21 protein-coding genes are annotated in these 21223 nt (G+C 68.8%); 11 read left to right on the forward strand and 10 right to left on the reverse strand.

Features of this window, described 5'->3' with window-relative positions:
• Positions 1 to 32: 32 nt before the first annotated feature.
• Entirely contained in the window at positions 33 to 629 is a 597-nt protein-coding gene (locus H5J31_RS13140) for a winged helix-turn-helix domain-containing protein (protein ID WP_181772809.1), read from the forward strand.
• Positions 630 to 1373, forward strand: coding sequence for an SRPBCC family protein (locus H5J31_RS13145; protein ID WP_181772810.1), 744 nt, complete (start codon positions 630 to 632; stop codon positions 1371 to 1373). It abuts the gene before it with no gap.
• Here H5J31_RS13145 and H5J31_RS13150 read toward each other — a convergent pair.
• The 3 genes from H5J31_RS13150 to H5J31_RS13160 all read right to left on the reverse strand — a co-directional run bounded on the left by H5J31_RS13150 (position 1366) and on the right by H5J31_RS13160 (position 3676).
• The gene (locus tag H5J31_RS13150) at positions 1366 to 1587 is read right to left on the reverse strand and encodes a DUF5703 family protein (RefSeq protein WP_181772811.1); all 222 of its coding nucleotides are present in this window, start codon (positions 1585 to 1587) and stop codon (positions 1366 to 1368) included. The genes H5J31_RS13145 and H5J31_RS13150 overlap by 8 nt on opposite strands.
• A complete protein-coding gene (locus H5J31_RS13155; protein WP_181772812.1) occupies positions 1584 to 2597 on the reverse strand; it encodes a YncE family protein in 1014 nt (337 codons plus the stop codon). Before H5J31_RS13155 ends, H5J31_RS13150 begins: the two co-directional genes overlap by 4 nt.
• Positions 2598 to 2710: 113 nt before the next feature.
• A complete protein-coding gene (locus tag H5J31_RS13160; RefSeq protein WP_181772813.1) occupies positions 2711 to 3676 on the reverse strand; it encodes an aldo/keto reductase in 966 nt (321 codons plus the stop codon).
• Between the two features lie 137 nt (positions 3677 to 3813).
• Here H5J31_RS13160 and H5J31_RS13165 point away from each other — a divergent pair, with 137 nt between their 5' ends.
• The 4 genes from H5J31_RS13165 to H5J31_RS13180 all read left to right on the forward strand — a co-directional run bounded on the left by H5J31_RS13165 (position 3814) and on the right by H5J31_RS13180 (position 8660).
• Positions 3814 to 4860, forward strand: a complete 1047-nt coding sequence (locus H5J31_RS13165; RefSeq protein ID WP_181772814.1) for an LLM class F420-dependent oxidoreductase — start codon at positions 3814 to 3816, stop codon at positions 4858 to 4860.
• Positions 4860 to 5699, forward strand: coding sequence for an undecaprenyl-diphosphate phosphatase (locus H5J31_RS13170; protein WP_181772815.1), 840 nt, complete (start codon positions 4860 to 4862; stop codon positions 5697 to 5699). Before H5J31_RS13165 ends, H5J31_RS13170 begins: the two co-directional genes overlap by 1 nt.
• A gap of 105 nt (positions 5700 to 5804) precedes the next feature.
• Positions 5805 to 6515, forward strand: a complete 711-nt coding sequence (locus H5J31_RS13175; RefSeq protein WP_181772816.1) for a histidine phosphatase family protein — start codon at positions 5805 to 5807, stop codon at positions 6513 to 6515.
• Between the two features lie 102 nt (positions 6516 to 6617).
• Positions 6618 to 8660: a M3 family metallopeptidase gene (locus tag H5J31_RS13180; protein WP_181772817.1), complete on the forward strand. Its 2043-nt coding sequence runs from the start codon at positions 6618 to 6620 to the stop codon at positions 8658 to 8660.
• 53 nt (positions 8661 to 8713) lie between these two features.
• Here H5J31_RS13180 and H5J31_RS13185 read toward each other — a convergent pair whose 3' ends face one another.
• Positions 8714 to 9946: an aminotransferase class V-fold PLP-dependent enzyme gene (locus H5J31_RS13185; protein WP_181772818.1), complete on the reverse strand. Its 1233-nt coding sequence runs from the start codon at positions 9944 to 9946 to the stop codon at positions 8714 to 8716.
• Between H5J31_RS13185 and H5J31_RS13190 the strand changes: the two genes are divergently transcribed.
• Positions 9945 to 11336 (forward strand): aminotransferase-like domain-containing protein, encoded by a 1392-nt coding sequence (locus tag H5J31_RS13190; RefSeq protein ID WP_181772819.1) that lies wholly within the window; start codon positions 9945 to 9947, stop codon positions 11334 to 11336. The genes H5J31_RS13185 and H5J31_RS13190 overlap by 2 nt on opposite strands.
• Positions 11337 to 11354: 18 nt before the next feature.
• Here the strand turns inward: H5J31_RS13190 and H5J31_RS13195 are convergent, their stop codons facing one another.
• Positions 11355 to 11984 (reverse strand): hypothetical protein, encoded by a 630-nt coding sequence (locus H5J31_RS13195; protein WP_181772820.1) that lies wholly within the window; start codon positions 11982 to 11984, stop codon positions 11355 to 11357.
• Between the two features lie 40 nt (positions 11985 to 12024).
• Positions 12025 to 13824, reverse strand: coding sequence for a right-handed parallel beta-helix repeat-containing protein (locus H5J31_RS13200; protein WP_181772821.1), 1800 nt, complete (start codon positions 13822 to 13824; stop codon positions 12025 to 12027).
• An 87-nt stretch (positions 13825 to 13911) separates the two neighbouring features.
• Between H5J31_RS13200 and H5J31_RS13205 the strand changes: the two genes are divergently transcribed.
• Positions 13912 to 14781 carry a TetR/AcrR family transcriptional regulator C-terminal domain-containing protein gene (locus tag H5J31_RS13205; protein ID WP_181772822.1) on the forward strand — a complete coding sequence of 290 codons (870 nt, stop codon included), beginning with the start codon at positions 13912 to 13914 and terminating at the stop codon, positions 14779 to 14781.
• Between the two features lie 198 nt (positions 14782 to 14979).
• Here H5J31_RS13205 and H5J31_RS13210 read toward each other — a convergent pair whose 3' ends face one another.
• The 3 genes from H5J31_RS13210 to H5J31_RS13220 are packed head-to-tail and all read right to left on the reverse strand — an operon-like array spanning position 14980 to position 17733.
• On the reverse strand, positions 14980 to 16005 hold the full coding sequence (locus H5J31_RS13210; RefSeq protein ID WP_181772823.1) for an NAD(P)-dependent alcohol dehydrogenase: 1026 nt from the start codon (positions 16003 to 16005) through the stop codon (positions 14980 to 14982).
• Positions 16002 to 16718: an iron-sulfur cluster assembly protein gene (locus H5J31_RS13215; RefSeq protein ID WP_181772824.1), complete on the reverse strand. Its 717-nt coding sequence runs from the start codon at positions 16716 to 16718 to the stop codon at positions 16002 to 16004. The genes H5J31_RS13210 and H5J31_RS13215 overlap by 4 nt, the downstream gene beginning before the upstream one ends.
• A gap of 1 nt (position 16719) precedes the next feature.
• Positions 16720 to 17733: an amidohydrolase family protein gene (locus tag H5J31_RS13220; protein WP_181772825.1), complete on the reverse strand. Its 1014-nt coding sequence runs from the start codon at positions 17731 to 17733 to the stop codon at positions 16720 to 16722.
• A 180-nt stretch (positions 17734 to 17913) separates the two neighbouring features.
• On the opposite strand from H5J31_RS13220, the gene H5J31_RS13225 reads away from it, so the two are divergent.
• Positions 17914 to 19392, forward strand: a complete 1479-nt coding sequence (locus H5J31_RS13225; protein ID WP_328701471.1) for an AAA-type ATPase lid domain-containing protein — start codon at positions 17914 to 17916, stop codon at positions 19390 to 19392.
• Positions 19393 to 19499: 107 nt separating this feature from the next.
• Here H5J31_RS13225 and H5J31_RS13230 read toward each other — a convergent pair whose 3' ends face one another.
• A complete protein-coding gene (locus H5J31_RS13230; RefSeq protein WP_181772826.1) occupies positions 19500 to 20336 on the reverse strand; it encodes an NAD(P)-dependent oxidoreductase in 837 nt (278 codons plus the stop codon).
• Between the two features lie 54 nt (positions 20337 to 20390).
• Between H5J31_RS13230 and H5J31_RS13235 the strand changes: the two genes are divergently transcribed.
• On the forward strand, positions 20391 to 20750 hold the full coding sequence (locus H5J31_RS13235) for a MerR family transcriptional regulator (protein ID WP_181772827.1): 360 nt from the start codon (positions 20391 to 20393) through the stop codon (positions 20748 to 20750).
• Positions 20750 to 21193: a hypothetical protein gene (locus H5J31_RS13240; RefSeq protein ID WP_181772828.1), complete on the forward strand. Its 444-nt coding sequence runs from the start codon at positions 20750 to 20752 to the stop codon at positions 21191 to 21193. Before H5J31_RS13235 ends, H5J31_RS13240 begins: the two co-directional genes overlap by 1 nt.
• Positions 21194 to 21223: the final 30 nt, after the last annotated feature.

Below are 21223 nucleotides of genomic sequence, written 5' to 3' on the forward strand. Positions count from 1 at the left end.
ACAACTTCTCTTTTCGGTGGCATCTTCATGCCATGTTCTCCGTTGCGGTGATCGAGGACGCGGAAGCGGCCGAAGTCTCACTGGACCCGGTCCGAGCCCGCCTGCTGGCCGAACTCGCCGAACCCGCGTCGGCCACGATGCTGGCCGGACGCGTGGATCTGCCCAGACAGAAGGTGAACTACCACCTGCGCGCGCTGGAGAAGCACGGGCTGGTCGAGCTCGTCGAGGAGCGCCGCAAGGGCAACGTCACCGAGCGGATGATGCGTGCGACGGCGTCGTCCTACGTGATCTCGCCGACCGCGTTGTCCGCCGTGCAGCCCGATCCCGCCGAGTCGCCGGACCGGCTGTCCGCGCGCTGGCTGCTCGCCGTGGCGGGCAGGCTGGTACGCGACGTCGGCCTGCTGATCACCGGCTCCACCAAGGCGCGCAAGCGGGTCGCGACCTTCGCGATCGACGGCGAGGTGCGGTTCTCCTCCGCGGCCGACAGGGCCGCGTTCGCCGAGGAGCTCACCGTCGCGATCACGAATCTGGTGAGCAAGTACCACGACGAAGGCGCCGAACAGGGCCGCGACCACCGGATCGTCGTCGCCGTCCATCCGAGCGTCAAAACCGAAGCCGAGGAGCGCTGAGTGGGGCACGAATTCGAGATCACCGACCGCGCCGAGGTCGACGCGACGCCGGAACAGGTCTGGGACGCCATCGCCACCGGACCCGGCATCACGTCGTGGTTCATGGGCCGCAACGAGGTCGAGGGCGGTGTCGGTGGCACCGTGAAGACCGCGTTCGGCGGCTACGGGCCGACGTCCGCGATCACCGCGTGGGATCCCCTGGAACGGCTCGTCTACGGGGAGGAACCCGAGGCGGACGGCCGCTTCGTGGCCTACGAGTTCCTGATCGAGGGCCGCGCGGGCGGTAGCACCGTGCTGCGGACCGTGACGAGCGGCTTCCTTCCCGGGGACGACTGGGAAGAGGAGTTCGAGGCGATGACCGCCGGCGGCGAGCTGTTCTTCCGCACGCTGATCGAATACCTGAACGGCTTCGCCGGGCGGAAGGCCGCGCCGCTGACGGTGTTCGGTCCGATGGTCGAGGACTGGGATCGCGCGTGGCTCACGCTGGGCCGGGAACTCGGCCTGGCCGGGCGGCCGGAAACCGGGGACCGGGTCCGGCTGTCGACCGGCTCGATGTCCACTGTGGACGGCGAGGTCTATCTGGCGAACGAGCAGACGGTCGGGATCCGGACCTCGGACGCGTTCCTGCGGTTCGTGCGCGGTTTCCGGGGGCCGATGCTCGCGATGCATCACCTGTTCGGCGACGTCGACCCCGAAAAACAGGAGAAGATCTGGGCGGACTGGCTTGCCCGTGTGTTCAGGTGATCAGGCCGGGCAGGGGATTGGCGGTGCGCTTGCGGCGCAACCACACCCTTCGCGTCCCATCGGAGTAGAGCCGGACGGTCGTGAGTTCCCAGCCGGCGAACTCGGCGTGGATCGACAGCTGCGTCGCCGCCGCCCGCCGGGAAACACCGGGCGGCAACTGCAGTCGTCGGTACTCCCAATCCCCTTCGACCACCGCCTCGTCCACAACTGTCATGGCGTGATCACCTGGATCCCTTCTCCGATGGCCGAACCGACGACCACGCGGCCGCCCTGTTCGTCGACGGTGACCGAATCTGGCTGCCGCACGGTGGGGAACCGGTGTTTCTCGATCGGCTCCCCGCCGCGGACGTCGAAGCCGACGACCTCGTTGCGCTCGGTGAGAGTGACCCAGGCCAGGCCACGGGCACGGTCGTAGGCGATGCCGTACGCGCCTCCAGGGACGGGGAAGCGCTGGCGCAGGAGCAGCGGCGTCGTGGAGAACGCCAGCAGCGCGCCCGCTCGCGCGTCGGTGACGAAGACACGTCCGAAGTCGTCGGTGACCGCGTTGGCCGCGCCGTCGCCCGCCCGCAGGCCCTCGCCGATCTTGCCTTCGGCCAGATCGACGCTGAACAGGGCGGTGCGGAGCTTGTCGAGGACGACCACGCCGTCACCGGTGTTCAGGACGTCGTCCGCGCTGTAGATCTGGCCGGTGATGGTCTTCGGGCCCGCGTTCTTGGAGAGCACCTCGACGGCCTTGCGGTCGCGGACGGAGACCAGCGTCGCGTCACCGTCGGCGAGACCGGCCGAGGGCTGTCCCGTGACCGGGATCGTTTCGAGTGCGCCACCGGGCAGGGAGACCTTCGCCAGTAGACCTTTGTCCGGAACGCTCGCCAGCACCTGCGAACCCGAGACCGTGAGCCGTTCGGCCGGGCCGGGCAGGGCCACGGTCGTCTTCGGCGCGTCCAGGGCCGCGAGGTCGTACACGCGCAGCGAAGGCGGCTCCGAAACGGCGACGACCAGCGTCTTGCTCGCCGCGTCGCTGACCATCGCGCGCACGCCGGGCACGGCGGACACCGAGCCGGCCGGCTTGGTCGTCACGGCGGGGGAGACGGCCGCGGTCACCGCGACCGGGTTCTGCACGATCTGGAGCGAATCGTTCGGGGTGTCGTCCGTACTACAGGACGAGAGCACCAGGGCACCGGCGAGCGGGATCGCGATCCGGGAAACGGCGGACAGCCGACCCACCTTGGTGCCTCCACCTGCTACTCGTCGAACGGACCTGTCCAGCATCCCCCAGGAACCCCACCGCGTCACGTCTGTGTCACCCAACAGTCACCTAATCCAGTTCTCGGGACGACTCAAAGGCCGCGTTCGGGGTAGCCGACCTCGATCGCGCTGACGTCGTCGAGCGCGGAGCGGATGGCGGGCGGGAGGGTGATCTCTTCGGCCGTGAGCGACCCGGTCAGCTGACCGGTGTCACGGGCCCCGACCACGGGGGCGACCACTCCGGGCCGGTCGCGGACCCAGGCCAGCGCGACGGCCAGCGGCGAGGTGCCGAGGCCGTCGGCGGCGGTCGCGACGGCCTGCACGATCCGGGCCGCGCGGTCGGTCCGGTGATGTTCGACATAGCCCGCGAAAACACTCGACGCGCCACGCGAATCCGCGGGCGTCCCGGTGCGGTATTTGCCGGTGAGCACACCCCGTCCGAGCGGCGCCCAGGGCAGGATCCCGATGCCGTGGTGCTCGGCGGCGGGTACGACCTCGCGGTCCACCCCGCGTTCCAGCAGCGAGTACTCGACCTGCGTGGAGACCAGCGGGGCGACGGCCGAGCTGCGGGCCGAGGCCGTCGCGAGCTGCCAGCCGGAGTAGTTGGAGACGCCGACGTAGCGGGCCTTTCCGGTGGTCACGGCGTACTCGAGCGCGGAGAGCGTCTCGTCGACCGGCACGGTGGTGTCCCAGGCGTGCAACTGCCAGAGGTCGATGTGGTCGGTGCCGAGGCGGCGCAGTGAACCGTCGAGCGCGGTCAGCAGTGCGCCGCGCGACGCCCCGCCGCCGAACGGGCCGTCGGTGCGGCGGGCGACGGCCTTGGTGGCGAGCACGATGTCGTCACGTGGGACGAGGTCGCCGAGCAGGCCGCCGAGGACGCGTTCGCTCTCGCCCTCGCTGTAGATGTCGGCGGTGTCGACCAGCGTGCCGCCGGCGTCGACGAACGCGACCAGCTGGCTGGCCGCCTCCTCCGAGTCGGTGTCGCCACCCCACGTCATGGTCCCCAGGGCCATCCGCGAGACCCGCAGTCCCGACCGGCCGAGCTGTCGCTTTTCCACGACGGGCGAGCCTAGCCGGAACGGGTGTGCGGTACGCGGAGCAGGTGAGCGTGTCGTGATCGAGTACCACCGGCCGGGTCACGGCGATGTCAACACCCTGAACGGAGGAGTGACACTCCGCTGGATACATTCACGCCGTGCGACTCGGACTGAACTTGGGCTATTGGGGCGCGGGTAACGACGCGGCCAACCTGGCATTGGCGAAGAAGGCGGACGAACTGGACTACGCGGTCGTATGGGCCGCGGAGGCCTACGGCTCGGACGCGCCGACGGTGCTGGCGTGGGTGGCGGCGCAGACCTCGCGGATCGACGTGGGCAGCGCGGTCCTGCAGATCCCGGCGCGGACCCCGGCGATGACCGCGATGACCGCCGCGACCCTGGACACGCTGTCGGGCGGGCGGTTCCGCCTCGGTCTCGGCGTCTCCGGTCCTCAGGTGTCCGAAGGCTGGCACGGCGTGAAGTTCGCGTCGCCGCTCGGCCGCACACGCGAGTACGTCGAGATCGTGCGCAAGGCGCTGAGCCGCCAGCGGCTCAAGTACGAAGGCGACCACTTCCGGCTGCCGCTGCCCGACGGGCCCGGTAAGGCGCTGACGCTGACCGTGCACCCGGTGCGCGAAGAGATCCCCGTCTACCTGGCCGCGATCGGCCCGAAGAACCTCGAACTGACCGGCGAGGTCGCCGACGGCTGGCTCCCGGTGTTCTTCTCGCCCGAGCACGCGGGTGAGCAGCTGAAGCTCATCCGGGCGGGCGCCGAGAAGACCGACCGCTCCCTCGACGGCTTCGACGTCGTCCCCACCGTCCCGCTCGTGGTCGGAGACGACTGGAAGGCCTGCGCCGACGCGGTCCGCGGCTACGCGGCGCTGTACCTCGGCGGCATGGGCAGCCGGGACAAGAACTTCTACAACCAGCTCGCCTGCCGGATGGGCTTCGAGGCCGAAGCGGCCGACGTCCAGCAGAAGTACCTCGGCAGGGACTACGCGGGAGCCATGGCGGCGGTCCCGCTCGAGTTCATCGACGCGACGTCGCTGCTGGGACCCAAGGAACGGATCGCCGAACGGATGCAGGCCTTCGCCGGGGCGGGTGTCACGACGCTGACCGTCGCCCCCTCCATGCCGGACCCCGAGAGCTCCGCACACGCTCTCCAGGTCGCCGCCGACGCTATCGAACTGGCCGGTGTCGCCTGATGGGTTGGTTCGAAGCACTGGTCCTCGGCCTCGTCCAGGGCCTGACGGAGTTCCTGCCGATCTCCTCCAGCGCGCACCTGCGGATCACCGCGGCGCTCGCCGGCTGGGACGACCCGGGTGCGGCGTTCACCGCGGTGACCCAGATCGGTACCGAACTCGCGGTCATCCTGTACTTCTCGACCAAGATCGGGAAGATCCTCCGCGCCTGGTTCTTCTCGATCTACAAGAAGGACTGGCGGCAGGACCCCGACGCCCGGCTGGGCTGGCTGATCATCGTCGGCTCGATGCCGATCGTGGTGCTGGGCCTGCTGCTGCAGGACGCGATCGACGAGACCTTCCGTGACCTGCGGATCACCGCGACCACGCTGATCGTGTTCGGCCTGATCCTCCTGCTGGCCGACCGGATCGGGAAGCAGGAGCGCACGCTGGACCACCTGACCGTGCCGCACGGTCTCGGATTCGGTTTCGCGCAGGCGCTGGCGCTCATCCCGGGTGTCTCCCGCTCCGGCGGCACCACCAGCGCGGGGCTGCTGCTGGGCTACACCCGCGCGGAGGCGGCCGAGTACTCGTTCCTGCTGGCGCTGCCCGCCGTGTTCGGCTCGGGTCTGTACAAGCTGACCGACATCGGCAAGGACGGCGCCCCCGCGCAGTGGGGGCCGACGATCCTCGCGACGCTCGTCGCGTTCGGCGTCGGCTACGCCGTCATCGCCTGGCTCATGTCGTACATCAAGACCAAGAGCTTCGTGCCGTTCGTCATCTACCGGCTCGTGCTCGGCGTCCTGCTGTTCGTGCTGATCTTCGCCGGTGTCCTCGACCCGGGTGCCGGTCCGCACCTGTAATCCCCCGCATTTAGTCCTCTGGATGCGGTAGTTGCACGCGCAAGGACCGCATCCAGAGGACTAAACGCAGGGGCCCGGCAAAGCACGGCACGTAGGGTGGGCCACGTGAGTACTGTGATCCTTCTGCGCCACGGCAAGTCCACGGCGAACGGTTCGGGCGTCCTCGCCGGACGCACCCCGAAGGTCGGCCTGGACGACACCGGCCGGGTGCAGGCGGCCGCGCTGGTCGAGCGTCTGGCGGCGGTCCCGTTGGCCGAATTGGTCGTCTCGCCGATGCTCCGCTGCCGCCAAACGGTCGCGAAGCTGGCCGAGGCCCGCGGTCTGGACAAGGTCAAAGAGCCCGGTTTGTCCGAAGTGGACTACGGCGAATGGACCGGTCGCGCGCTCAAGGATCTGGTCAAGGAACCGCTGTGGCGGGTCGTGCAGGCGCATCCGTCGGCCGCCGTCTTCCCCGGCGGCGAAGGACTGGCCGAAATGCAGGCCCGTTCGGTCGCGGCCGTTCGGGCGCACGACGCCCGGATCACCGCGAAACACGGTGAGGACGCGGTCTGGCTCCTATGCAGTCATGGCGATGTGATCAAGTCGATCCTCGCCGACGCACTCGGCCAGCACCTCGACGCGTTCCAGCGGATCGTGGTCGATCCGGCGTCGGTTTCGGTCGTCCGCTACACCGAGACTCGTCCGTTCGTGTTGCGGGTCAACGACAACGGCGGCGACCTCGCCGGTATCGCCCCGCCGAAAGCGCAGGCCAAACCCAAGCGCGGCAAGGGAAAGCAGAGTTCCGACGCGGTGGTGGGCGGTACCACCGGAGCGTGACCATCGCCGTCCGGGCGTCACCGCCACGGACGGCATCCACCGGCCCCTCACTGCCCGTAGGGTGGCCAGACCAGCAGATTCGACGACCCGGGAGCAACACCGATGATTTCGCAGGACAACCCGTTCGCCGCGCCGAGTGAGCTGCCCTACGCCCTTCCGCCGTTCGACCGGATCGCCGACGAGCACTTCTTGCCCGCCTTCGAAGCGGGTCTGGCCGAGCACACCGCGGAAATCGACGAGATCGCCGGTTCCGCCGAGCCGCCGACGTTCGAGAACACCATCGTCGCGCTGGAGAGGTCCGGCCGGCTGCTGTCCCGCGTCTCCAGCGTGTTCTTCAACCTCGCCGGATCGAACGCGAACGACGAGATCCAGCGCGTCCAGGCCGAAATGGCGCCGCGGCTGGCCGCGCACGCGGACGCCATCAACCTGAACCCGGCGCTGTTCGCCCGGATCAACTCGCTGTTCGAGCGCAAGGACGAACTCGGCCTGGACACCGAGTCGCTCCGGCTGCTGGAGCGGCACCACACCGACGTCCGCCGTGCGGGCGCCGGGCTTCCCGAGGCCGAGCAGAAACGCCTCCGTGAACTGAACGAGCGGCTTTCGACGCTGTCGACCCGGTTCCAGCAGAACCTGCTCAAGGACACCAACGAACTCGCGGTGGTCGTCGACGACGTCGCGGAACTCGCCGGGCTGACCGAAGACACGATCGCCACGGCCGCCGAGACCGCCGGCGAGGAGGGCAAGTACGTCCTCAAGCTGACTCTGCCGACAGCGCAGGCGGCGCTGGCGTCGCTGGAAGACCGCGCGCTGCGCGAGCGGATCTTCACCGCGTCGGTGTCCCGCGGCAACCGGGGCAACGAGTTCGACAACAACGACATCGTGGCCCAGATGGTCCGGCTGCGCGCCGAGCGGGCCGACGTACTCGGTTTCCCCGACCACGCCTCGTACGTCATCGAGGACGAGACCGCCAAGACGGCCGAGGCCGCTGTCGGTCTGCTTGAGCGGCTCGCGCCGGTCGCGGTCGCCAACGCCAAGGTGGAGGCGGAAGAACTCCAGCGCTACCTCGAAGCCGACATCCCCGGCGCGGTCCTGCGGCCGTGGGACTGGGCTTTCTACGCCGAGCGCGTCCGTAAGGACCGCTTCGAGGTCGACACCGCGGCGCTGCGCCCGTACTTCGAACTCGACCGAGTGCTGACCGACGGCGTCTTCTTCGCCGCGTCGAAGCTGTACGGCCTGAGCTTCACCGAGCGGGAAGACCTGCCGAAGTACCACCCCGAGGTCCGCATCTTCGAGGTCTTCGACGCCGACGGCGCGGAGCTCGGCCTGTTCCTGCTCGACTACTACGCCCGTGACTCGAAGCGCGGCGGCGCCTGGATGAACAACTTCGTCGACCAGACGAAGCTGCTGGGCACCAAGACGGTCGTGGTGAACGTGCTCAACGTCGCGAAGCCACCGGCGGGGGAGCCGACCCTGCTGACCTTCGACGAGGTCGTCACCGCGTTTCACGAGTTCGGGCACGCGCTGCACTCGCTGCTTTCGGACGTGCGCTACCCGACGTTCTCCGGCACCAACGTCCCGCGTGACTTCGTCGAGTATCCCTCGCAGGTCAACGAGATGTGGATGCTGTGGCCCGAGGTGCTGGCCAACTACGCCAAGCACTACGTGACCGGCGAGCCGCTGCCGCAGGAGCAGATCGACAAGCTCCTCGCGTCGCAGCAATACGGCGAAGGCTTCTCCACGACCGAGTACCTCGCGGCGTCCCTTTTGGACCAGGCGTGGCACGCGCTCGGCACCGAGGACAAGGTCGACGACGTCCAGCGGTTCGAGGTCGAGGCGCTGACGAAGGCCGGCGTCGCGCTGGAGGCCGCGCCGCCGCGCTACCGCACCACCTACTTCGCGCATATCTTCAGCGGCGGCTACAGCTCCGGGTACTACTCCTACATCTGGAGCGAGGTCCTCGACGCCGACACCGTCCAGTGGTTCCGCGAGAACGGCGGACTCACCAGGGACAACGGCGATCACTTCCGCCGTGAGCTGCTCGGGCGCGGCGGCAGCGTCGACCCGATGGCCGCCTTCCGCGCGTTCCGCGGCCGCGACCCGGAGATCGAGCCGCTGCTGAAGCGCCGCGGTCTCGCCGGGGCCTGATCGCCTGACGGTTCCCTGCCCGGACCCCCAAAGACCGGGCAGGGAGACCGCGATCAGGCGTGGCGTGCGGCGAGTTCGGTGACGGCCGCGGCCACGTCGTCCACCTCCTGTTCGGTGTTGTAGTAGTGCGGGCTCAGCCGCAGGCACCAGTCGACGTCCTTGTCGCCGAAATCGAACTGCGCGAACTCCCGGTAGCTGAGCGCGGAGTTGATCCGCCGGGCGTCCATCGCCGCCTTGAACGGGACTGCTTCCCAGTCTTCGATGGAGAACGTCACCAACGCGCCGAGCCGCGGGCCCCGGTCGAGGACGTCGACACCGGCGATGGCGGCGAGTCCGTCACGCAGCCGCGCGGCGAGTGCGGGCGTACGCCGTGAGATCGCCTCCAGGCCGACCTCACGGGCGTAACGCGCCGCCCGAGCGCAGCCGAGCACCGTGGCGTAAGGGAATTCCCATTCCTCGAACCGGCTCGCCGACTCCGCCGGTTCGTATTCGCCGGGCGCGCTCCAGCGCGCTCCGTGCATGTCGATGAACAGCGGCTCGTGCCCACCGGCGAGGAACCGGTCGGAGACGAACAGGAACCCGGAACCCCGGGGACCGCGCAGGAATTTGCGGCAGGTCGAGGTGAGCAGGTCGGCGCCGATCTCGTCGACGTCGATAGGGTACTGGCCGACCGACTGGCAGGCGTCGACCAGATAGAGCAGGCCGAGTTCCCGGCAATGCCGCCCGATTTCGGCGACCGGCTGGATCAGTCCCGAGTTCGTCGGGATGTGAGTGGCCGCGACCAGTTTCGGCTTCCGGGCGCGCATCAGGGCCGCCATCGCCTCGACGTCGACGCCCCCCTCGGGCGCGTCCGGCGCGTGCACGACCTCGACTCCGAACCTTTTGCGCAGGGACAGGAACGCGATCTGGTTGGAGATGAAATCGTTTCGTGTGGTCAGTACGACGTCGCCGGGTTCGAACCGGATCGAGGACAGTGCCGTCGAGTAGGCGTGGGTCGCGCTGGCGGCGAAAGCGATGTTGCGCGGCTGAGCGTTGATGAGCGCGGCGATCTCGCGATAGAAGCCGGCGACTTCGTCCGAACGGGCCGCGGCGGCTTCGTAACCACCGATCTCGGCTTCGAGGTTCAGGTGGTCCAGCATCGTGGCGAGGACCGGCTTGGCCAGAAGACCGCAGCCCGCGTTGTTGAAATGGACGATCTTCTCGCTGCCGGGGGTGTCGGCTCGCAGCGTCGAAATGTCCAGTAGTGATTCCGTGCCGTGTTCAGTAGCACTATCATGTTCCCTCATGTCGGATAGTAGCACTTCCGCACTGGCCGCCCAGCTGCGTTCCCTGGTCCGCGCGGCGGCGCCGGGGGACCGGTTGCCCAGCAGTCGTGAGCTGATCGAGCGCTTCCGGGTCGGTCCCGTGACGGTCTCTCGCGCGATCGCCCTGCTGGCCGCGGAAGGCGCTGTCGTGACCCGCCCCGGGAGCGGGACGTACGTGGCGACCAAGCCGGGGACGGCGGGCGAACCGCTGGACACGGCGTGGCAGACCGTGGCGCTGACCGACCGCAGCGTCGACACACGGTCGCTGACCGACACGCTCGGGCCGCCACCCGACGGTGCGATCCTGCTCGACGGCGGCTATCCGCACAGCTCGCTGCAGGCGGCGCGGTTCCTGAGCGCGGCACTCGCGCGAGCAGGCCGCCGTCCGGACGCCTGGGATCGTGCGCCCGCCACCGGTCTGGCCGCGCTGCGGTCGGTGTTCGCCGGCCCCGCCGGCGCGTCTCCCGACGATGTCCTGATCACCGCGGGCGGCCAGAGCGGACTGTCGATGGCGTTCCGGGCCATCGCGGCGCCCGGCAGCCCGGTGCTGGTCGAATCGCCCACCTACCCGGGAGCGCTCGCGGCCGCGCGGGCGGCCGGGCTGCGTCCGGTGCCGGTCCCGATGGACGACGACGGCGTCCGTCCGGATCTGCTGGCCGACGCGTTCGCGATGACCGGTGCCCGGCTCTTCTACTGTCAGCCGACCTTCCACAATCCGACCGGGACGGTGCTCGCGGCCGAGCGCCGCACGCAGGTGCTGGAGGTGGCGCGGGCGGCGGGGGCGTTCGTGCTGGAGGACGATTTCGCCCGTTATCTGTCCCACGGGGCGGCGGCGCCGCGTCCGCTGATCACCGACGACCGCGACGGCACGGTCGTCCATCTGACGTCGGTGACCAAGGCCGCGGCGCCGAGTCTGCGGATCGGCGCGCTGATCGCCCGGGGTCCGGTGCTGGACCGGATGAAGGCGGTCCGGCGGGTCGACGACTTCTTCGTCTCACGTCCTTTGCAGGAGGCCGCACTCGAACTGCTCAGCGCGCCGTCCTGGGAACGGCATGTGCGGAAGCTGGGCGGGGAGCTGCGGGAGCGGTGTGGGAGAGCGGCGGTGGCGCTGGCCCGCGAGTGTCCTGAATGGACCGTCGCCCGGCTGCCCGCAGGTGGCCTGCATCTCTGGGTGCGGCTGCCGTCGGGGAGTGACCCGAACGCCCTGGCCCGCGCCGCGAGGGAGCGGGGAGTGGTGGTCGGGGCAGGGGAGCGGTTCTTCCCCGCCGAGCCGGCGGGTCCCTTCCTGCGCCTCGGGTTCGCCGCCACCGCCGATCTCGTCGACCTCACCGAAGGAATCCGGCGGCTCGGCGAACTCCAGCAAAATGTATAACGACCTATACGGCCGGGGTCAGGTCAAGATCATGGTGAGAGCAAGATAAGTACCACCGCCAAGGAAGACGCCGGCCGTCGTTCCCGCGGTGACTTCGGCCCTGGTGTGGTCGCCGAGTTCGACGCGGGACCAGCAGACCCAGCCGACGGCGACGAACAGCACGGCGAGCCACGGGCCGTAGACGCGGATCAGCATCACGCCCGCGCCCGCCGCCACCATCGCGTGCATCGAGATCTTGAACTTGAAGCCGAAGGTGATCGCGAGCGCGGCGACCAGGCAGACGAGTTCGGCCGCCGCGAGCGCGATCATCTCGTGCGGGGCGCCACCGGCGATCAGGATGCCGAACCCGGCGCCCAGCGAACCGATGCAGACGGCGAACGGGACGAGCCTCCCGGCGCGATCGGTCACATGGTGGCTGTCCCACTTGCCCTTCTTGGCACCCCGCACGATCACGGCCATCGGGATCAGCGAACCCGTCACGCCGACGATGAGCCCCCAGAGCACCGTTTCGCCGAAGTGATAGCCGGTGACCTTCCAAGCGACGACCAGTGGCAGGCCGAGCACCCAGACCCACGGCGCGAGCACCTCGGTCGCGATCCTCGCGAGGCGTTGACGTGACCCGGTGGTCTCCGTGGACTGGGTCGGCATGGCGTGTGGTCTCCTCAGGGGGCGTGGCCGGCGGTGCCGATCATCGTTTCAGATCCCGGTGTCCCGCTCGCGCGAGGATGTCGGCGCCCGCCGGATCCGCCCGGACCGCTTCGTCGAAGGTCTCCTTGGGCAGCACGGTGTTGCCTGCCACGGTCACCGTCTCGGGCGGGGTGTCGTAGCCGTCGGGCAGGGCGTCCCAGAAGTTGCCGGCGAATACGACGTTCTCCATCGGTGGGCCGACCTGGAGCACGATCGGCGTGTCGGCCCCTTGGACGATGTTGCCCACGAGGGTGATCCACGCGGCGCCGTAGTCGGTGTAGAGCCCGAAGTTGTACGAGGTGAGGACGTCTCGGATCACGTTTCCGCGGACCACGGCCCCGCTCGCGAAGGACGACCCTTGCGGCGCCGAGAGGTAGATGCCGCCGCCGTCCATCAGCTTCCCCATGCTGCGCTCGACGAGGTTCGCGAGCACCTGCGTGCCCTTCGTCCGCTGTCCGCCGGTGATCACGATGCCGTTGTGCGGCACGTCGCGGATCTCGTTGTGCGCCACCGTGGCCTCCTCGGACTCGACGACGAGGACGGCGGACGAACCGCTGTACTCGGTGCCGATGTGGTGGACCAGGTTGTCCTCGACCGAGACCCGGGTGCTGTCGTGGACGGCGATCCCGCTGCCCGAGATCTCGTCGAAGACGTTCGCCCGGACCACGACATCGGTGCCGTCCTCGATCAGCAGTCCGCCGGCGCCGAGGCGGGTGAAGTGGTTGCCCTCCAGCGTGATCCGGGAGGCCGAAGTGAAGGCGACGTTGGCGGGCAACTGGACCGGGCTGGCGGGAACGTGGACGTAACCGACGTCCGCGCCCATGTCGATCTTCTGGAATTCGCCCCGCTCGTAGCGGGCGTTGCCGTGATAGTGCAGGTAGCCGCCGGTACGGGTGGGGGCCGTCCAGCCTGCCTCGGCGAAGGTGAAGCCCCGCAGCACGAGGTCGCACACGCCTCGTCCGCTGACGAGCGTTTCGAGTACCGGCGCGATCACGCTGGTGTTGCCGATCTCCTCGCCGGGACGCGGGCGGTAGTGCAGGACGTGCCCGCCCGATACCGAGCGATCGACGGCGAATGTGCCGGGCTCGGTCAGGAAGGCCACGTTGTTCTCGAGTACGGAAGGTGAGGCGAGACCGTCCCAGGTTCCGTCGCCCCCTGCGGCGTACCACTTCGAGTCGTAGAGGGATTTGGCGTTGTCGAAGGCGGGTTGGGCCATGGTGATCGTGGTCGAGGAGCCGTCGCCGGAGATCGACGCGACCGCGAGCCGGGCTTCGGACCACGGGTAGACGCCGGGGTAGACGAACTCGAGTCCCGAAGGGTCCGGCCACGACTGGGGCGCCACGCTGTCCGTGACGTAACCAGTCTCGATTTTCGTCACGGTTCCTGGAAGGCCTGCCGTGTTGGTCGCCCGTCCGGCGGGGACACCGTCGACGGTGAGCCGTCGTGGTTCGAGCTCGCCGATCGGTGCCGTCCAGACGCCGTCGTCGCCCGCCGACCAGGCGCCGATCTCGCGACCACCGCTCAGGACGACCTTCTCCTGGTCTGGTCTTCCGAAGTTGCGTGCCTGGTAGATCACGCGGAAGCCGTTGACTCCGGAATCGGCCTGCGTGTCGTCGAACGTGAGGGGTTCTTCCAGGTGGTAGACACCGGCTGTGAAGGTGACGACGATGTCCCCGGTCATTCCGGTGGTGGCGGCGCGGACGGCCTCCTGTGCCGCTTTCGGGGTGGCGAAGGGCTGCTTGGCGGTGCCGGGCCAGTGATCCTGGCCGTCGGGGGACACGTGGAACCTGATTTCGGGCATGCGAAAGCGCTCCTGGGATGTGTTTATGATCTATACTGAGGTTTATCAGCTAAACACGATCGAGGGACGAGCGTCAAGGGAGTGGCAGTGACGGAAGACGACGCGCGGCCGGATCCGGAGCGCGCGATCGAACTCCTGTGGGGAGCGCCCGAGCCGGATAGGCCCGGATTGAGCCTGGGCCGGATCGTCGCGGCGGCGGTCGAGGTCGCGGACGCCGAAGGGCTCGCCGACCTGTCGATGCGCAAGGTGGCGGAACGGTTCGGCACCACCACGATGTCGCTGTACCGGTACGTGCCCGGCAAAGCCGAACTGGTGGAACTCATGCGCGACGCCGTCTATGGCGAGTTCCCGGTGGAGCCCGCGGACGGTCTCGACTGGCGGGCCGGCCTCGAACGCTGGGCGCGACAGGCCTGGGAACTGCATCGACGGCATCCGTGGCTGGTCCACAGCGCGGGAACCCGGCGCTTGCCGGGGCCGAACATCATGTCCGGGTACGACCACGCGCTGGACGTCGCTTCGCGGAGCGGTCTGGCGCCCGCACAGGTGATCGCCGTGGTGAACCTCGTCGGCGGCTTCGTCCAGTCCGTCGCCCGGCAGGCCGGGGAGACCGCGGATCTCCAGCGGCGCACGGGTGTCTCCCATGAGACCTGGTGGAGCGAACGCGAGTCGTTGTTCGAGCGGTTCGACGCCTATCCGGCCCTGGGGAAGCTTTGGGAGAGCGGGGGGATGGATGCGCCGCTGGACCCCTTCGAGTTCGGGCTGCAGCGCACCCTTGACGGTGTCCAAGCACTCGTCGAAAGCCAGGGGAGTGAGGTAACGCGTGACGAAATTGGGGGAGGGGAGTGCGTCATATGCGGCAAACCGCTGGACGGGGGAGGGCGAGGCAGGCCACGGGACTACTGCTCAAGGGCCTGCCAGCAGCGTGCCTACCGTCAACGGCAAGCCACTCAGTCCTGATCTGTTAGGTGTATAACGACCTATTCAGCTCTGGAACGTAAAAGATCATCTTCAAAGCCAACTCAGAAAACCGCAAAGAAGGTCAAAATTCTTCAGCTGAGCCGCGAGTGTTTCGAGTCCGTGAAGGCCTCCTTGAGGGACCCTGGGTCCCTCAAGGAGGCCTTCACGGACCACGGTCCCAGCCCGGGCTAAGTCGGCTCAGGGGACGAGGATGGCCCTGCCCCGGATCCGGCCGGCGTCGAGGTCGTCGAGCGCGGCTTGGAATTCTTCGAGCGGGTAACGCGCGGTGTGGAGTTTCACGCGGCCTTGTGCGGCGAGGACCATGAGCTCGCACAGGTCGGTGTAGGAACCGACGAGGTTGCCGATCAGGTTGATCTCGGTGGAGATGACGTCGATGGTGGGGACATCGATGTTCTCGCCGTAGCCGACGACGTGGTAGTCGCCCGCGCGCCGGAGCGTGGCGAGGCCGTCCTTGGTGGCGCCGCCTTCGCCGACGAAGTCGATGACGGTTTCGGCGCCTTCGCCGCCGGTGAGGTCGAGGACCTGGTCGATCTGGGTGCCGTCGGCGATGACGCCGTGGTCGGCGCCGATGGTGACGGCGAGCTTGACGGCGTCGGGGTTGCGGTCGACGACGATGAGTTCGGCGGCGGTGAGGGCTTTGAGAACCTGGATACCGATGTGGCCGAGGCCGCCGGCGCCGATGACGACGCAGCGGTCGCCCGGTCGCAGCCGGCGAGAGGCTTTGGCCGCGGCGTGGTAGGCGGTAAGGCCGGCGTCGGCGAGGGCGGCGACGTCGGCGGGTTCGAGCGAGTCGTCGATCTTCACGACGCTGCGGGCGCTGGTCTTGAGGTATTCGGCGTAGCCGCCTGCGGTGTCGATGCCGGGGAACTGGGATTGGGCACAGTGGACGTCGTCGCCGGAGCGGCAGGCGCGGCAGAGGCCGCAGGTGATGAGCGGGTGGACGATGACCTTGTCGCCTTCCGCGACGTTGGTGACCGCGCCGCCGACGGCGTGGACCCAGCCCGCGTTCTCGTGGCCGATCGTGTACGGCAGGGCGACGCCGGATTTCTCGGCCCATTGGCCTTCGAGGATGTGGAGGTCGGTGCGGCAGACGCCGGCGCCGCCGATACGGACGATGACGTCGTAGGGGCCGGTGACCTCGGGTGCGGCGACCTCCGTCAGACGGAGGTTCTGGTGGTAGCCGATGACCTGGATCGCTTTCACGATGCCTGGACCTCCTGGTTGCGGGGTGCCTGGTCGGCGCCGGATTCGGGGTAGCGGGTGCGCAGCAGGCCCCGGCAGAAGTGGGCGTTGCCGTCGACGGAGATCCGGACGGAGCGGGCGAAGCGCAGCCGCAGGGGGACTTCTTCGCGGGGGTAGGGCTTGCCGTGGTCGTCGACGAGGACCGTGGCGTCCGGGGACGTGTCGAGTCCTAGGGCGGCTCGGCGCCGGAGGAGCGCGTGTGTGGTCCTGTCGTCGGGAAGCCCGGCGAGGGTGACGTCGTGGAGTTGTTCCTCGGCGAGTTCCCGGTTTCGGCGCAGCAGCAGGGTGAGAGCGCGTTCCATGGCCGCGGTGTGGGCTTTGCGGCGGAACGTGAGCCGGAGTTCGTCGAGGTCCTGTTCGGCTTCGTCACCGAACGTACCGCGATAGCCGGCGTCGGCCGCGAGGCCGCGGTTGATGAGGTCGGAGTCGTGGTGGTCGTCGAGCACCACGAGGACCTGGGAGACCCCTTCGAGGGCGGTGAGGACGTCCTTGGCGTCGGAGGCCATGAGGTAGGCGAAGTTCGGGGAGCAGAACGACGTCGGGAGCCTCAGGTGAACGGTGACCCTGGTGCCGTCGACCGTCAGCGACCGGACGAAGCCGAGGTCGGTGATGGGTTCGTCGAGTTCGGGGTCGTAGACGTTGTCGAGTGCGGTGTAGGCGTCGTGTTCGCGCATGTCAGGCCACCGACACGGCTTGGGGTTCGGTGCGCCGAACCTGGAGTTCCGCGGGGACCGGGATGTCGTACATCGCGGCGGCGTTGAGGCCGAGGATCTTGCGTTTCTGGTCGGTGGTCAGCGGCGCGTATTCGGTCATGTCCTCGGGGATCTGGAAGTCGACGAACCTTTCGACCAGCCATTTCGGGGTCCAGAGCGCGTAGTCGCTGGAGAACTGGATGCGGTCTTCGTCGAGCCAGTAGAGGAGTTCGCCGATGATCTGGGCGAAGTAGCGGGGCCGGGTGTGGATGAACGGCATCGCGACGGCGAGGCCGGCGTGGACGTTGGGTTCCTGGGTGGCGATCCAGCAGAAGTCTTCGAGCCGGGGGAGTCCGCAGTGTTCGACGACGAAGTTGAGGTCGGTGAAGTCGGTGGCGACCTTGTCGACGTCGGCGACGTCGAAGGCGTCGCGGTCCAGGGGGCGGATGGTCGGGCCCTTGTGGACGTGGATGTTGCGAATGCCGAGTTCGCGGCAGGCCTCCAGGTACCGGTAGCACCAGGGGTCGTCGAGTTTGTAGCCGCGGGAGTCGCCCTGCCATTCGGCCGTGTAGAGCTTGACGCCTTTGAGGCCGAAGCGTTCGGCGTCGCGGCGGAGTTGGTCGAGGCCGGCCTGTTCGAGGCGGGGGTCGAAGCAGTGGTTGTAGGTGAGCTTGTCCGGGTGTTCGCGGGTGAGCGCGAAGGCCTCTTCGGTCTGGCCGAAGCCGGACTTGTAGAAGGCGCCGAGGTGCGCGGGCTGGAAGATGGCGTGGTCGACGTAGCCGTCCTGGAAGAGGTCTTTCATCAGGCGGGCGCCGCCGTAGTAGAGGTATTCCTCGTAGGACCACAGCTCGGACTCGGGGCTGAGGTTGCGGTGGTAGTCGTAGAAGCAGTCGATGAACTGCTTGCCGTGGATGTTGGCCTGGTTCTCCGGCCGGGCGTCCCAGAGCGCGACGTGCGCGTCCACGATGAAGTAGCTCTCGCCGTCCTTGGTGTACATGGGTTTCCTCCGCGTTCGTGACCGCCGTTGGCACGTTGGTGCTGAACGGTAGGGACGTCGGCGCAGGTCAGGGAGGCGCTCGGTGTCTCAGTTTGAGACAGTCGCCGTCCTTCGTTCCGGTGGTGGCGCACGTACGCTGAGTCGAGGTCCGAACGCACTGCCGCGTCCCGGGAGGTCGATGTGGAGAACCCGCGTGTGGTGACGAATCGCGCGTTCGACGCGAAGAGCGCGAGTGCGGTGATCGCGCCGCGGTTGCGGGCGTCCTGGCAGCGCAGCGCGCGGTACGGCGCCCCTGAGGACGAGGTCCGGCCGGTGTTCACCGGTTCGCTGGACACCGGTTCGCTGCTTTACGAATGCGGCAACGAGGTGCTGCGGGGGTTGCAGGCGACGTTGGCGAATGAGCCGGTCAGCTTGATGATCACCGACAGTGAGGGCCTGGTGCTGAGTCGGCTGTGCAATGACGCGTCGATCATCCGGTCGTTGGATCGGGTCCATCTGGCGCCGGGGTTCTACTTCGCGGAGAGCAACGCCGGGACCAATGGTCTCGGGCTGGCCCTGGCCGATCGCGCGCCGACGCTGGTCCGGGCCGCCGAGCACTACTGCACGGGCCTGCGGGGCTACACGTGTGCGGCGGTGCCGGTGCTGGATCCGCTGACCGGGGCGCTGGCCGGGAGCGTGAACCTGACGACGTGGTCGGATCAGTCGTCGGAGTTGCTGCTGGCGCTGGCGCAGGCGGCGGCGGGGAACACCGCGGCGCTGATGCTGGCGCGGGCGTCCGGGCGGACGCCGAGGCCGGCGCCGCGGGGTGAGGTGTTCCGGGTGCACAGCGACCGGTTCGATCCGGCCGACACTCCTCGTCTTTCTCCTGGCTGGGTGGACGCGCTCGGTGAGGTGCGTTCGGCGTTGCGTGCGGGTCGCGTGGTCGCCGTCGTCGGCGAGCCCGGGGCGGGGAAGACGGCGCTGGCTTCGGCCGCGCGGCGGGCGGTGCGGCCGAGGGAGCGGGTGCTGAACGCGCGTCCGCCCGCGCCGGACGACGTCGATACCTGGCTGACACTGTGGACGCCGGAACTGGTCAAGGAGGCGACGTGTGTGATCGTCTCCGGTGTGGACACCCTCCCGGCGTGGGCCGCTGCGGAACTCGCCGGGCTGTTCACCCAGGCGCAGCGGGAGGGTGAGCCGCCGCCGTTCGTGCTCACCGCCGACGACGCGGGCGCGGTGCCCGAGGCGCTGAGTCCGTTGGTGGAGGTCGTGGTCGAGGTGCCGGCGTTGCGGTTCCGGCCGGACGACGTCCTCCCGCTGGCGCATTATTTCGCCCGCCGTGACCGGGGGCGCGAGGTCGTGTTCACCCCGGCCGCGGTGCGGGCGCTCGCCGCTTGCGAGTGGCCGGAGAACGTGAAACAGCTGCGCCGGGTGGTGCGGGAGGCGGCGTCACGGTCGGACGTGATCGACACCCAGCATCTGCCGGCGGAGGTGTTCTCCGGGGTGGGGCACCGGCTGGGCCGGTTGCAGGCGATGGAACGCGACGAGATCGTGCGCTGTCTCGCCGAGCCCGGGGCCACGGTGGTCGGTGCGGCGGAGAAACTCGGCATGGGGCGGGCCACGCTCTACCGCAAGATGGGCCAGTACGGCATCAAGGCTCGGCAGTTCCGCTCTTCGTGAGGGTGTCGTGTCTCGGCTGAGGTGGTGGCCGGGTCGTGAGTGATGAGGAGGGTTGGAACGACCTTGTCACTCACGACCCGGCCACGCCACATTCGACTTCTTCGCACTTAGAGCGCGGCGAGCCTGCCGAAGCCTTCGGAGCCGTGCCCGGCGTCGATCGCTCGCTGGACGTCGGCGCGTGCGGCGCTGAGGACACCGTTGTCGAGGTCCAGGGCCCGGATGGCGTCGAGGATGTGGTCCATCGTCGCCGCCGTGGACGTGAGGGTGCCGGCGTCGCCGGGGAACCGGTCCGAGGCGACCTGTTCGGCGAGGAAGTCGATCATGTCGGGGAAGAAGCCGAGTAGCGCTTTCGCGTGCCCGGCGATGTCGGTCGCGTCGATGTGCTCCGCCTTGGCGAGGGTGAACATGTGGATCACGCCGCTCATCGACGTCCAGAGCATGTCCTGCAGGGAGGCGTCGAACGCGGCGGCGCGGCCGGGGTCGTCGCCGAGGTGGTGTGCGTTCTTTCCCAAGGCCGAGAGTGTCGATCGGTGGGGTTCGTAGACGTCGGCGGGTCCGCTGTAGAACAGGGTCGCTCCGGGGCCGCCGATGGCGTCGGTGGTCGCGACGATCACGCCGTCGAGGTAGTCGATGCCGTGTGTTTCGGCCCAGGTCGCCATCGCGCGGGCCTGTCGTGGTGAGCCGCCGCTGACGTTCACCAGGGTGCGCCCCTTGAGCGCGTCGGTGTCGAGGATCGTTTGCGCGACCTCGTAATCGCGGACGCAGACGACGACGAGCGGGCTGGCTTCGATCGCTTCGGCGGCGGTTCCGGCGACGGCGGCGTCGAGGCCGTTTTCCTTTCCGGGCGTGCGGTTCCAGACGGTGGTGGAGTGGTCGGCGGCGGCGAACGCGGCGGCCAGGGCGTGTCCCATCGGCCCGAGTCCGAGGACTGTCACGGAGGTCATGGCGGCTAAGCTAAACCTTGACATTGACGTCAGAGTCAAGTCTGGGGATGGCGGATGCGGATCGGGGAACTGGCGCGGCGGACCGGCGTCAGCGAGCGCGCGTTGCGGTACTACGAGGAGCAGGGGCTGCTGACTCCTCAGCGGCGGCCGAGTGGCTATCGCGTGTACGGCGACGCCGACGTGGCGGTGGTGCGGCGGATCAGGATCCTGCTCGGCGCCGGGCTGAACACCGCGCAGATCCTGGAGATCCTGCCGTGCATCGTGGACGAGGACGGCTGGCTGACACCGGACTGCCCGGAGCTGGTCGACGGCCTGTTGCAGCAGCGGAACCGGATCGACGAGGCCATTGGTGAACTGGAGACCACCCGCGCGAACCTCGACTCGATCATCGGCGCGGAACGGCGGGTGAGCTGATGACGACCGTCGAGCGGGCTTCGGTACCGGGAGCGGTCCGGTTGTCGCGGGCGCTGCTGATCGCGGTGGCGGTCAGCCATCTGGTGATCCCGTTGGTGATGTGGGCGTACAAGAACACGCTGCGCGAGCAGATCGCGGCCGGGTATCCGAGCTTCACGGAGTCGGAGGTCGTCCGTTCCGCCGAGGTCGCCGTCCAATCCGGGGCGGTGTTCCACGGCATCCTGCTGGTGCTGTGCGTGGTGCCCGCGTGGAAGCTCGCGACCGGGCGGCCGTGGACACGCCGGCTGACCACGGCGACGCAACTGCTGTCGGTGGTGTTCGGTGTGTTCTCGTGGTCGTCCTCGCCGATGTTCCACGCGGTGATCCCGGTGGTCGCCATCGCCCAGATCGCGGTCGTCGCCCTGCTCTGGGTGCCCCGGCAGGCTCGGGAGTTCTTCTCCTGACACAAGCGCCTGACACAAGGAAAGGCGGCC

Origin of the sequence: Amycolatopsis pittospori (genome assembly GCF_013870525.1) — a bacterium.
GTDB classification, from domain to species: Bacteria; Actinomycetota; Actinomycetes; order Mycobacteriales; family Pseudonocardiaceae; genus Amycolatopsis; species Amycolatopsis pittospori.